General features: G+C 64.8%; 6 protein-coding genes. 4 read left to right on the forward strand and 2 right to left on the reverse strand.

Going from position 1 to position 13,530, the window contains the following annotated elements; all coding sequences use genetic code 11:
• The first annotated feature begins 30 nt into the window (after window positions 1-30).
• From KUW62_RS08775 to KUW62_RS08785, 3 genes are all read left to right on the forward strand, one after another.
• Window positions 31-2,592, forward strand: coding sequence for a TRAP transporter fused permease subunit (locus KUW62_RS08775; protein WP_224815108.1), 2,562 nt, complete (start codon window positions 31-33; stop codon window positions 2,590-2,592).
• A 124-nt stretch (window positions 2,593-2,716) separates the two neighbouring features.
• A complete protein-coding gene (locus KUW62_RS08780; protein ID WP_224817076.1) occupies window positions 2,717-3,892 on the forward strand; it encodes a cytochrome P450 in 1,176 nt (391 codons plus the stop codon).
• On the forward strand, window positions 3,892-4,599 hold the full coding sequence (locus KUW62_RS08785; RefSeq protein ID WP_224815109.1) for a M50 family metallopeptidase: 708 nt from the start codon (window positions 3,892-3,894) through the stop codon (window positions 4,597-4,599). Before KUW62_RS08780 ends, KUW62_RS08785 begins: the two co-directional genes overlap by 1 nt.
• A gap of 203 nt (window positions 4,600-4,802) precedes the next feature.
• Here KUW62_RS08785 and uvrA read toward each other — a convergent pair whose 3' ends face one another.
• Both uvrA and KUW62_RS08795 read right to left on the reverse strand, forming a co-directional pair.
• Complete coding sequence (uvrA, locus tag KUW62_RS08790) at window positions 4,803-7,676, reverse strand: excinuclease ABC subunit UvrA (RefSeq protein WP_224815110.1); 2,874 nt, start codon at window positions 7,674-7,676, stop codon at window positions 4,803-4,805.
• Window positions 7,677-7,749: 73 nt separating this feature from the next.
• Window positions 7,750-8,856 carry an MFS transporter gene (locus tag KUW62_RS08795; protein WP_224815111.1) on the reverse strand — a complete coding sequence of 369 codons (1,107 nt, stop codon included), beginning with the start codon at window positions 8,854-8,856 and terminating at the stop codon, window positions 7,750-7,752.
• Window positions 8,857-9,024: 168 nt separating this feature from the next.
• On the opposite strand from KUW62_RS08795, the gene KUW62_RS08800 reads away from it, so the two are divergent.
• Window positions 9,025-13,416, forward strand: a complete 4,392-nt coding sequence (locus KUW62_RS08800; RefSeq protein WP_224815112.1) for a VWA domain-containing protein — start codon at window positions 9,025-9,027, stop codon at window positions 13,414-13,416.
• The last annotated feature ends 114 nt before the right edge of the window (window positions 13,417-13,530 follow it).

The raw sequence follows: 13,530 nt of genomic DNA on the forward strand, positions 1-13,530 counted from the left end.
GATCCTCCGCCCGCGAAAGGGACTGACGACATGACCGACCGCACCGCCGAGACCCCGCTCGACGATCAGGATACCGGCCCCGTGATCGCCGAGGGCGTGGATGAGGAACCGGTTGAAAGCAACCGTCGCCTGTTCACCGGCGGCAGGCTTCTGTTCATCGCGGCACTCTCCACGATCTACGCGGGCTTTCACATGGCCGCGCTCAATGGCCTGTCGCTGTCGAACATCACGGGGATCGAGATCGGGTTCCTGCCGCAATTCCCGATGGAGACGTGGAATTTCCGCATCGTGCACATCGCGGGCGCGCTGGTTCTGGGCTTCGCGCTCTTCTCGGCGCATACGTTCGGCGGCAATCCCGATGAGGATCGGCAGACCCGCCTCCTGGGGTTCCTGGGCATCGCTCTGGCCCTGCCCGTGCTCTACGCGGGCTATACCGCGATGGGCTTCATCGGTCAGATCACGTCGGGCGACCTGCCGCAGATGGGTGGGCTGACGACATGGGCGTCCTTCCCGGGGACGGAGACCTTTGCCGCCGAAACCTACCATTTCGGCCTGCCATTGCTGGTCTCGACCGGCGGGGGGATTCTTCTTGGCTGGTTCGAGCGTCAGCGCCGGTCGGACATCGCAATATCCGACATCGTTCTTGCGCTTTGTGCCATCGTCGTCGCGCTCTACCTCGTAGCGATCTACGGCACCGCGGCGCGCAATTCGGTCGGCACGCCGTTCGTGCCCATCGGGGTCGCGTTCGCGGCCACAGCGGGCGCGGCGCTGATCCTCGAACTTACGCGCCGTGTCACGGGCCTCGCCCTTGTGGTCATCACCGGCGTGTTCCTTGCCTACACCTTCACCGCGCATCTGCTGCCCGGCATCCTGGCCGTCCAGAACCCCTATTCGTGGCAACGGTTCTTCGGCCATGTCTATTCGGATGCAGGCATCCTCGGGCCGACGACCGCCGTGTCTTCGACCTACATCATCCTCTTCATCATCTTCGCGGCCTTCCTCCAGGCCTCCAAGGTGGGCGATTATTTCGTCAACTTCGCTTTCGCCGCCGCCGGTCGGGCGCGCGGCGGACCGGCGAAGGTCGCAATCTTCGCCTCCGGCCTGATGGGCATGATCAACGGCACCTCCGCGGGCAACGTCGTGGCCACCGGGTCGCTCACCATCCCGCTGATGAAAAAGGTCGGCTACCACAAGAAAACTGCCGGCGCGGTGGAGGCCGCGGCGTCCACCGGGGGCCAGATCATGCCACCGATCATGGGTGCGGGCGCCTTCATCATGGCCGAGATCACCGGCATCCCCTACCAGGAGATCGCGATTGCCGCGATCATTCCCGCCATCCTCTACTTCGCCTCGATTTACTTCATGGTCGATTTCGAGGCCGCCAAGCTTGGCATGCGCGGTATGCGCGAAGATGAGCTGCCGAAATTCAAGGCCATGGCGCAGAAGGTCTTCCTGTTCCTGCCCATCGTGATCCTGATTGTGGCGCTGTTCCTGGGCTATTCCGTCATACGCGCAGGCACATTGGCCACGATTGCGGCCGTCGTCGTGTCATGGGCCGCGCCACAACACTTCGCGCTGCGCGGGGGGGGCTGGTCAATCCAGCGCCTGCTTGTCGTCGCCATCTCGATCCTGACGGTCCTGCTGACGATCGTCTGGCTCGCCACGCCCGCGCCCGAGCCGGGGCAGCCGCAAAGCGACCTCATCAACACGCTGATCCTCGTGACCGGCCTCGTCATCGCGGTCAGCTTCGTGTTCATCTCCGTCTTGGAATTCCTGCGCCCCGGCGCGCAGCAGGGCCTGGGCGTCAAGGGCATGGTCCGGGGGCTGGAGCTCGCGGGCGTGATGTCGATCCAGATCATCGCGGTCTGCGCCTGTGCGGGCATCATCGTGGGCGTGATCTCACTCACCGGGGTGGGCGCGCGCTTCTCCAACGTGCTTCTCGACCTCGCGGGCGTCAGCCAGCTTCTGGCGCTGTTCTTCGCCATGTGCATCGCGATCCTTCTGGGCATGGGCATGCCGACAACCGCGGCCTACGCCGTCGCGGCCTCCGTCGTGGCGCCGGGCCTGGTGGAGTTGGGCATCCCCCACCTGACGGCGCACTTCTTCGTCTTCTACTTCGCGGTCGTCTCTGCCATCACGCCGCCCGTGGCGCTTGCCTCCTACGCAGCGGCGGGCATCTCGGGTGCCAACCCGATGGAAACTTCCGTCGCGTCGTTCAAGATCGGCATCGCCGCCTTCATCGTGCCCTTCATGTTCTTCTACAACGGCAACCTTTTGATGCAGGGTGCGGAACTGGTCGAAGTGGGTGGCGAGATGGTTCACCAGGCACCGGCGTGGTACAATATCGTGCGTGCGCTCGTTACCGCGACGGTAGGCATTTTCCTGCTGACCTCCGGCATCCAGGGCTGGTTCATGGGCGGACGGGCCGTCTGGTTCCTGCGCGTGGGGCTTATCATCGCCGCGCTCCTTTTGATCGCGGGCGGTCTCGTCACCGACCTCGCGGGCATCGGCCTTGCCGTTGCGATCTTCGCGGTCCAGCGCTTCGTCAAACCCGCGCCGATGACGACGATCCCGGTGCGCGGCGCCGATTGACGCCCGCCCCCCGGCGGCTCCATTAAGGACAGCGCGCGCCTTGGCTGATACGCCGGGGCGCGCGTTCGCTTTTCACGTTGTTCCCGATCCCGCACTTGCCCGTCGGAGGCTCTCGAATTTGGCCCTGCCCGTCCTAAACCAATCGCCCACGGCGGACGATTTCGTTCAGAACCCCTACCCGTTCTACGACCGCGCGCGCGCCGCTGGGCCGCTGTTTCACTGGGCGGACTATGACCTGCCCTGCACCACGACCCATGAGTTGACGAGCCTGATCCTGCGCGACCGGCGTTTCGGGCGGGAGCCTGTGCAGGCGCTGCCGATCCCCGATCACCTCAAACCCTTTTACGCGGTCGAGGCCCATTCGATGCTGGAGCTGGAGCCGCCCCGCCACACCCGCCTGCGCGGCCTTGTCCTGCGCGCCTTCACCTCGCGCCGCATCGCCGGGCTCGCACCCGAGATCACGCAGCTCACCCATGACCTTATCGACGCCTTTCCGGGCGGTGCGCACGATCTGCTCGACACGTTCTGTCGCCCCCTCCCCGTGACGATCATCGCGCGCCTGTTGGGCGTACCCGAGGCGATGGCCCCCGACCTGCTGCGCTGGTCCAACGCGATGGTGATGATGTACCAGGCGGGCCGTACCCCCGAAGACGAGCGCAAAGCGGTCGCCGCCACCGAGGATTTCGTGGCCTTCCTGCGCAGCTACGTTGCCGAGAAGCGCACCCGTCCCGCCGATGATCTGATCTCCGCCCTCATCGCGGCGGAGGAGGCGGGAGAGAAATTGTCCACCGACGAACTCATCACCACCTGCATCCTGCTGCTGAACGCGGGGCATGAGGCGACAGTGCATTCGCTTGGCAATGCCATCAAGCTTTGCCTCGAACAGGGACATCGCCCCCCCACCAAGGCCAGCCCCTTCACCGAAGAGATGTTGCGCATCGACCCGCCGCTCCACATGTTCACGCGCCACGCCTACGAGGAGGTGACGCTGGCCGGCCACACCTTCCGACGCGGCGATCAGGTGGGCCTTCTTCTGGCCGCGGCCAATCGCGATCCCGCCGCCTACCCGGACCCGGAGACGTTCGACGCCACCCGGTTCTCCGCATCCCGAAAACCGCCCGCGCAACTGGCCTTCGGTGCGGGCCTGCATTTCTGCGTCGGCGCGCCGCTTGCGCGGTTGGAGCTTGATATCGCCCTGCCAAGCCTCTTTGCGCGCCGCCCCGACCTCGCGCTGGCCCGACCACCGCGTTACGCCGACATCTTCCATTTCCACGGGCTTGACGCTCTGATGGTGCGCTGATGGGCGACGCGCCGCTGTTCACGCTTCGCGGTCCGTGGCGCATCCCGATCCAGTTCAACAGCAGCCTGTTGTTTCTGGCCTTTCTCTTCGGGTTTCTGTTCATCGACCGGGGCATCGGTCCTGCCGCAATCGCTTTCGCCATGATTATCGTCGCGATCTTGCTCCACGAGCTTGGTCACGCCGCCGCCTGTGTCGCCCAGGGCGTGCCGGTGCAGCGGGTCGTGTTGTTCGGCGGCGGCGGGTATTGCGAATATTCCGGCCATGTCACGCCCCGGCAGACGGAGTTCATCGCCGTCGCCGGGCCGCTGGTGAACCTCGCGCTCTGGGCCATCGCAACCTTGGCGCTGCCCTCGCTGGCCGTCGAAATCATCCCGGCAATGGAAATCAATGGCCGCACCACGACCCCGTTTGTGTCGGGCGGTCAGGCCTATCGCCTGTTGGAAACCTTTGCGCAACTCAATCTGTTTCTGGCGCTCTTCAACCTCGTGCCTGTCCTGCCGCTCGATGGGGGGCGGCTTCTGCATTCGTGGTTGCACCGCTTCGTGCGCGGCGTCACGGCCAACAGGATCATCGGCGGCGTCGGCGTTTTGCTGTCGGTTCTGTGGATACCGCTGATGTTCGCGGCTTTCTTCACGTTCGGCTTCGTGCTGCTGTTCTTCCCGAACCTGATGCTGCATTGGCGATTGTTGCGGAGAGGGTACGGCTGAGGTGCCGCGCGGATCGGCGCGCTAGACGCAGGCAAACCGTGGGCGAAGGCCGACTGCACGAAAATCTGTGGCCGATCAACACGGCCATGATCCAAGCGGCAGGCGGCGACCGGCGCTCGTTAATTTCTTTTGCTAAAGCCGACGCCCCGACACGGCAAACAAGCACGGTCATCGCACGGCCAAGCGACGCGCGCGTGGCCGCGCTATTCTGCCGCGTGCTTCTTGGCCGGGTTCAACATCGGCTTGAGATACCGCCCGGTATGGCTTTCGGCCACCTCCGCCACCTCTTCCGGCGTCCCCTCCGCCACGATCCGCCCGCCGCCATCGCCGCCCTCGGGGCCGATGTCGATCAGGTGATCGGCGGTCTTGATGACGTCGAGGTTGTGTTCGATCACCACCACCGAATTGCCCTGATCCACCAATTCGTGCAGCACTTCCAGAAGCTTGCGCACATCCTCGAAATGCAGGCCCGTGGTGGGCTCATCAAGGATATAGAGCGTCCGCCCCGTCGACCGTTTCGCCAGCTCCTTCGACAGCTTTACCCGCTGCGCCTCACCGCCCGAAAGCGTCGTGGCCTGCTGACCCACCTTGATATAGCCCAGGCCAACACGCATCAGCGCGTCCATCTTTTCCCGGATACTCGGCACCGCCTTGAAGAAGGTCTGAGCATCTTCAACCGTCATATCAAGAACGTCCGCTATACTCTTGCCCTTGAACTGAATTTCCAAGGTCTCACGGTTATAGCGCGCGCCCTTGCAGGTCTCGCATTGGACGTAGACATCGGGCAGGAAATGCATCTCGATCTTGATGACACCGTCGCCCTGACAGGCCTCGCACCGCCCGCCCTTCACGTTGAAGCTGAACCGCCCCGGCTTGTAGCCGCGCGCCTTCGCCTCGGGCAGACCGGCGAACCAATCGCGAATGGGCGTGAAGGCGCCCGTATAGGTGGCCGGGTTCGACCGCGGCGTCCGCCCGATGGGCCGCTGGTCGATGTCGATCACCTTGTCGAGGTGTTCCAGCCCCTTGATCGTCTCGCACGGCGCAGGCGTCTGCCGCGCCCCGTTCAGCTTCATGGAGGCGGTCTTGAACAGCGTCTCGATAGTCAGCGTCGACTTGCCGCCGCCCGACACGCCCGTCACGCAGACGAATTTGCCTAGCGGAAAATCAGCGGTGACGGATTGCAGATTGTTGCCCGTGGCCTTCACCACGCTCAGCTTCTTCTTGTTGCCCTTCCGCCGCGTCGCGGGCACCGAGATCTCGCGCCGCCCCGCAAGGTAATCCCCGGTGACGGAGCCTTTGGTGGCGATGATCTGGTCCACGCTGCCCTGGGCCACGATCTCCCCGCCATGGACACCCGCGCCGGGACCGATATCGAAGACGTAATCCGCCTCCCTTATCGCTTCCTCGTCATGTTCCACGACGATCACGGTATTGCCCTGATCGCGCAGGTTTTTCAGCGTCGTCAGCAGCCGGTCGTTATCGCGCTGGTGCAAGCCGATGGACGGCTCATCGAGCACGTAAAGCACCCCCGTCAGGCCCGAGCCGATCTGGCTCGCCAACCGAATCCGCTGGCTCTCGCCGCCCGACAGCGTTCCGGCATTCCGGCTCAGCGCCAGGTATTGCAGACCGACATTGTTCAGGAACCCAAGCCGCTCCCGGATTTCCTTCAGGATCGCCCGGGCAATCTCGTTTCTTTGCGCGGTCAGCGCGTCCGGGACAGTGTCGATCCACTCCAACGCCTCGGCAATCGACATCTGCACCACCTGCCCCACGTGGCGCAGATCGCCCGCCTTGCCGATCTTCACCGCCAGCGCCTCCGCCCTCAGGCGATAGCCATGGCAGGTCCCGCAGGGGCGGTTGTTCTGGAACCGCTCGAACTCCTCCCGGATCCAGGCTGAATCCGTTTCCCGATACCGGCGCTCCATGTTGGGGATCACGCCTTCAAACGTGCGCTCCACCTGGTAGACGCGCCCACCCTCGTCGTAGCGGAACTTGATCTCGTCCTCGCCCGACCCGCGCAAAAAGACCTGCTGAATGTCCTCCGGCAGCTTTTTCCACGGCGTCTTCGCGTCGAACCCGTAATGCTTTGCAATCGCCTCGATGGTCTGGACGAAATAGGGGCTCTTCCCCTTCCGCCACGGCGCAATCGCCCCGTCTTCCAGCGACAGCGTGACATCCGGCACCATCAGGCCGGGATCGAAGTAAAGCTCCTGCCCCAGACCGTCGCAGGACGGGCAGGCCCCGAACGGCGCATTGAACGAAAACAGGCGTGGCTCAATCTCGGGGATGGTGAAGCCGCTTTCCGGGCAGGCGAAATTCTCCGAGAATGTGAAGCGCTCCGGCTCCCCCTCCTTCGGGGCGGTTTCAAGGATCGCAATGCCATCGGCCAGGTCCAGCGCCGTGCGGAACGAATCCGCCAGCCGCGTTTCCGTCCCCTCACGCACCACGATCCGGTCCACCACCACGTCGATGTCGTGGCGAAATTTCTTGTCCAGTGTCGGCGGGTTGTCCAGATCGTGGAAGTCGCCATCCACCTTCACCCGCTGAAACCCCTGCTTGCGCAGCTCCAGGAACTCCTTGCGGTACTCTCCCTTCCGGTCCCGCACGATGGGCGCGAGCAGATAGGCGCGCGTACCCTCCTCCATCGCCATGACGCGATCGACCATATCCTGCACCTGCTGTGCTTCAATGGGCTTGCCGGTGGCGGGGGAATAGGGTGTGCCGACACGGGCATAAAGCAGGCGCAGGTAATCGTAGATCTCCGTCACCGTGCCGACGGTGGAGCGCGGGTTTTTCGACGTCGTCTTCTGTTCGATGGAGATTGCGGGCGACAGACCCGAAATGTGATCGACGTCAGGTTTCTCCATCATATCAAGGAATTGGCGCGCATAGGCCGACAGCGACTCCACGTATCGCCGCTGCCCCTCGGCATAGATCGTGTCGAACGCCAAGGACGACTTGCCCGATCCCGACAGGCCCGTGACGACCACAAGCTGATCGCGCGGAATATCCAGGTCGATATTCTTCAGATTGTGCTCGCGCGCACCGCGCACTTCGATCTGCTTCAGCTCTGGCATCAAGGCCCCCATTAACCGTCGCGTAACACATAGGGGAGTGCGCCCGAGTCTCCAACCGAAAATGAAGAACGTTTCAGGAACGCGCGGCGCGATAGGCCAGCCCTGTCAGGCACGCGGCACCAAGGCAGACGACAATCGCCACGGGCAGATACGCCCCCTGCCCCAGGGCCGCCAGAACGGGCGTTCCCGTGAAGGTCCCGATATTGCCAAGCTGTGCGAGCGCGCCGTTTGACAGCGCCCGGTCGTCATCGGCGTCGTTCAACCAAGGCACAGCGGCAAAGCCCGCGCCCGCCACGATCCCGCTGACGCCCATGGCAAGGATCAGGACATAGGGCGCGAGCATCCCGGCGATCATCGTAAGCGCGAATAGTGCGGCCATGGCGATGAAGGTCGTCCAGACCAGCGTGCCGGGCGCGATCCACCGGGCAAGCACACCGGCGGCGAACGATCCCACGATGCCCGCAAGCGGCAGGACCGGGGCAAGCCAAAGGGCATCCAGCGCGGCGGGCAGGAACGTGATCAGGGCAAGGAACAGCATCGCGTAAATGCCGTGGCCCAGCCCCGGCGCGAACAGGCGCGGCGTGGTGTAGATCATCACATGGTCCGACAGACGCGGCAGCGGGCGGCGCGCAACCGTCACGCCCCGCGGCAAGATCGCCCACAGCACGCCCAGCATGATCGCCGCACACAGGGCATGCCCGCCATAGGCCAGCCGCAGGTCATCCCCGATCAGAAGGGCCGCCAGCGCGAAACCCACCCCGAAGAAGGTGGCCCAAAGGCCCATGACCATCGCCCGGTCCCTCGGCGCGGCCAGCCCCGCCATCAGGGTCGGCACCGCCACAACAAGCACCAGATGGCCCGCCCCCTCGACCACGCGCAGGGCCATGAAACCGGGGAACGGCGGCAAGATCGCCTGCGCCGCGCCCACAAGGGCAGAGGCACCAAGCGCCCAAAGGATCGCGCGGCGTGGGCCGAAGCTGGCCGTTATCCCGCCCGCCATCGCGCCGAACAAGATGCCTATGACTGCAACGCCGGACACTGCGAAGGCCACCGGCCAGCCCGGATAGACCTGTGCCAACCCCTCCAGCGTCAGCGAGACCTTGGTGAACTGCGCCCCCGCGATCAGGCCGGTCAGGTACAGCGCCGCGATCAACGGCCAAGGGGTGCGGGTCGCGGGCATGGCGCAGGCATGATCTGTTTCAATCTGGGCGTCAAGCGCGGGGGTGCGACGGGGGAAAAGGCGGGAAATCCGGCCCTTTGCGCAAAGTCCGGAACACGTTACCGTGACATCCAAAGATCGGATTCTGTCCGGTTGCTGCCCCTTTTTGACTTCAGACGGATGATTATGATGCGCGCTTTTTTTCTCGCCCTTTTCACGATTTTGATGCTTCCCCTGGCCGCTTTGGCCCAATCCACCGACCGCCCGAACACGATCCTCGTGCTTGACGGGTCGGGCTCCATGTGGGGGCAGATCGACGGGGTGAACAAGATCGTCATCGCGCGCAACGTGATCCGCGACATGCTGGCAGATATGGCCGATGACGTATCGCTTGGCCTGACCGTCTATGGCCACCGCGAACGGGGAAGCTGCGGCGATATCGAGACGATTGTCGAACCTGCGCCATTCACCCAGGACCGTATTCTGGACGCCGTGAATTCCATCAATCCCCGCGGCCGTACGCCCATGACCGATGCCGTGATCGCCGCCGCGCAATCGTTGCGCCACACCGAAGAAGCCGCGACCGTCATCCTCGTCTCGGACGGGATCGAGAACTGCAATCCCGACCCCTGCGCCATCGCCACCGAGTTGGAGCAATCGGGCGTTGCTTTCACCGCCCACGTGATCGGCTTCGACGTCGCCTCCGAGCCGGAGGCGCGCGCGCAGATGCAGTGCATCGCCGACAATACCGGCGGACAATTCCTGACCGCCGACAACGCCGCCGAGCTGTCCGCCGCGCTGGAACAGGTGGTCGAGGCCGCCCTGCCCACGCCGATGCGGATCGAGGCGCAAGTGATGCCGCAAGGCACGCTGCCGACGCGGCCCGTGACGTGGCTTCTGACCGGGGCGGACGGCGATGTCATCTCCTCCGGGATCGAGGCGCCCGCCATCGACGTGCAGCTTTTCCCCGGCCGCTACCTCGTGCAGGCCACCCGCGTCGAACCGGACGGCCCGCAAACCTATCAGACGTCCTTCGACGTGATCCAGGACCGCTCGGACCTGATCGTGGTGGCCATGCCCCCGATCATCGAGACGAGCCAGGTGACCTTCACCGCGCGGGTGGAGCCGGAGATGAGTGTCCCGGCCTCCCCCCTCAACTGGACGCTGTCCGACGATGCGGGCACCGTTCTTCTGGGCCCCGTCGCAGCGCCCGGTGGCAATGTCGCCCTTCTGCCCGGCGATTATCTCCTGACCGTTGAGCGTGTGAACCAGGGCACCACGCACGAGGCCCGCTTCACCGTGGAGCCGAACCAGCCGCGGGAGGTCGTGATCCCCCTGCCCGCCATTTCGGTCGATGTGAATTTCATCGCACGGATCGGCAGCGTCAGCGGCCTGCCCGTGACCGACCCCGTGATCTGGGAGGTCACACCGCTTGATCCCGCGCCCGAAATCGCGACTACAAACCCGGCCAGCGTCGCACTCAGCCGGGGCGCCTATCGCGTCACCGCCTACTGGACCGCACAGGAGGTCGAGGTCAGCACCGATTTCGTGATCGTCGATCAACCGCGCGAAATTGTGGTGGTCTTCGACGAACCCATCCCCCAGGCCTCGATCACCACGGTCGCACAGGCCCGCGCAGGCGACACGATCGAGGTCGCCTGGACCGGCCCCGGCGGCAACAGCGACTGGCTGGGTTTCTTCGAGCCGTCGAATACCGGCAACCACGGCCACCAGGCGGGCTCGACCGTCCGCATCAACCAGGGCAACCCGCTGCAAATGCGCGTCGCCCCGATCCCCGGCACCTATGAACTGCGCTACATCGACGCCGAAAACGGCCGCCGCGTGCTCGCCCGCGTTCCGTTCGAGGTTCTGCCCCAGCCCGCATCGGTCCAGACCGTGACGGGTGTGGCCGGAAGCCAGGCGACCGTCGAATGGACCGGCCCCAATTTCGAGGGTGACTGGCTCGGCTTCTTCCCCGTCGACAACACGGCCAACCACGGGCACCAGTCACTGTCCTCGGTGCGCCTGGACGGGACGACGTCACCCGCCACGCTCAACTACCCGGCCGAGGCCGGAACTTACGAGCTACGGTATGTCATGGCGCTGGGTCGCACGACGCTCGCCAGCCAGACCGTGGAAGTGACCGAAGTGCAGGCCACGCTCACCACCTCCCCCACGGGAACAGCCGGCGCACAGGCCGAGGTCGGCTGGACCGGCCCCGCATACGATAGTGACTGGATCGGCTTCATCAGCCCGGACAATACGTCCAACCACAGCTATGAGTTCGCAACCCGCGTCGCCGTGGCAAGCGGCAACCCCGTGCGGCTCAACTACCCCGCCGCGCCAGGCACTTACGAGCTCCGGTATGTCCAAGCCCAGGGCCGTCAGGTGCTGGCCCGCATGACCGTGGTGGTCGGTGAGGTCGAGGCGTCCCTGACCACCTCCCCCACGGGAACGGCAGGCGCGCAGGCTGAGGTCGGTTGGACTGGCCCCGCTTATGACAACGACTGGATCGGATTCATCAACCCCGATAACACCTCCAACCACAGCTACGACTTCGCGACGCGCGTCGCCGTCAGCAGTGGCAACCCGGTGCGTCTGAACTATCCCGCTGCCGCCGGAACCTACGAACTCCGGTACGTCCAAGCCCAAGGCCGTCAGGTCCTCGCCCGCATGACCGTCGTGGTCGGAGAGGTCGAGGCATCCCTCACAACCTCCCCCACCGGCATAGCTGGCGCACAAGCCGAGGTTGGCTGGACCGGCCCCGCCTACGACAACGACTGGATCGGGTTCATCAACCCCGATAACACCTCCAACCACAGCTACGATTTCGCCACGCGCGTGGCGGTCAGCAGCGGCAACCCGGTGCGGCTCAATTACCCCGCCGCTCCCGGCACCTACGAACTCCGGTACGTCCAAGCCCAGGGCCGTCAGGTCCTCGCCCGCATGACCGTGGTGGTCGGAGAGGTCGAGGCGTCCCTCACAACCTCCCCCACCGGCACCGCTGGCGCACAGGCGGAGGTTGGCTGGACCGGCCCCGCCTATGACAACGATTGGATCGGGTTCATCAACCCCGAGAATACCTCCAACCACAGCTACGATTTCGCCACGCGCGTCGCCGTCAGCAGTGGCAACCCGGTGCGTCTGAACTACCCCGCTGCCGCCGGAACCTACGAGCTCCGGTATGTTCAGGCCCAAGGCCGACAGGTCCTCGCCCGCATGACCGTGGTGGTCGGTGAGGTCGAGGCGTCGCTGACGACATCGCCGACGGGTGAGGTCGGCCAGACCGCCGAGATCGGATGGACAGGCCCCGCATATGACGGCGACTGGATCGGGTTCATCAATCCGGACGACACATCGAACCACAGCTATGACTTTGCCAGCCGCGTGGCCGTCAATACAGGCAACCCGGTGCAGCTTGCCTATCCCAATGCGCCCGGCACGTACGAGCTGCGCTACATCCAGGCGCAAGGCCGTCAGGTGCTGGCGCGGATGAACGTTGTGGTGGAGGAAGCAGAAGCCTCCCTCACCGTCCCGCAAAGTGTGGAAGCCGGATCGACCATCGAAGTGACTTGGACCGGGCCGAACGCCCCGCGCGATTACATCGGCATCGGGCCTGCCGGGGCCACGGGTGGTGGGCAATGGCAAAACTATTCCCGCACCAGCGATGGCAACCCGCTGCGCCTTCTGATGCCGCCAGAGCCCGGGGAATACGTGATCCAGTATTTCCTCAATCAGGGCAACCGGTCGCTGGTCAGCGTGCCCGTCACCGTGACGGCGGTTGAAGCGGGTCTGACCGCGCCCTCCAGCGCGATTGCCGGTGAAACGATCGAGGTCGGTTGGACCGGCCCCGATCAAGCGAACGATTACATCGCAATCGGTCGCGTCGGGGCGACCGGCGGGGGCCAGTGGGAGAACTACACCCGCACGAATGCTGGCAACCCGTCCAGCCTGCTCGTTCCCGCCACGCCGGGGGATTACGTGATCCAGTATTTCCTCAACCAGGGCAACACGTCGCTCGCCACGTTCCCGCTCACCGTGCTGCCGGTGGAGGCAAGCGTGACCGCGCCCGCCAGTGCCGTGGCCGGTGAAACGATCGAGGTCGGCTGGACCGGGCCCGATTACGTCAACGACTATATCGGCATCGGACTGGTCGGGGCCACCGGCGGCGGCCAATGGCAGGCCTATTCCCGCACGTCCAGCGGCAACCCGGTGCAACTTCGCGTCCCCGTCGCCCCCGGCACCTACGAGATCCGGTATTTCGTGAACCAGGACAATACCGAGGTCGCGATCACGACCATCGAAGTAACCGAGGTTCAGGCCATCGTGACCGCGCCCGAAACCGCCGCCGCGGGGTCATCCATCGAGGTGGGCTGGGTCGGACCGGATTACGACAACGATTTCATCGGGATCGGACCGGCCGGCGCGACCGGTGGCGGCCAATGGCAAAGCTATCAGCGCACGTCGCAGGGCAATCCCGTGACCTTGGCCGTGCCGTCCGAGCCCGGCTCTTACCTGATCCAGTATTTCCTGAACCAAGGGAACACGCCCATCGGCTCCGTGCCGATCACCGTGCAGTAGGAGCTGCTCGAAGCAAAAGGGGGCGCCGCATTCCGCGCGGCGCCCCTTTTCTAATTCTTATACTATAACGCGTTTTTCGTTATCTATCAGAGGTATGACCCCCCGTATCACGCG

Source organism: Hasllibacter sp. MH4015, from assembly GCF_020177575.1.
Lineage (GTDB): Bacteria > Pseudomonadota > Alphaproteobacteria > Rhodobacterales > Rhodobacteraceae > Gymnodinialimonas.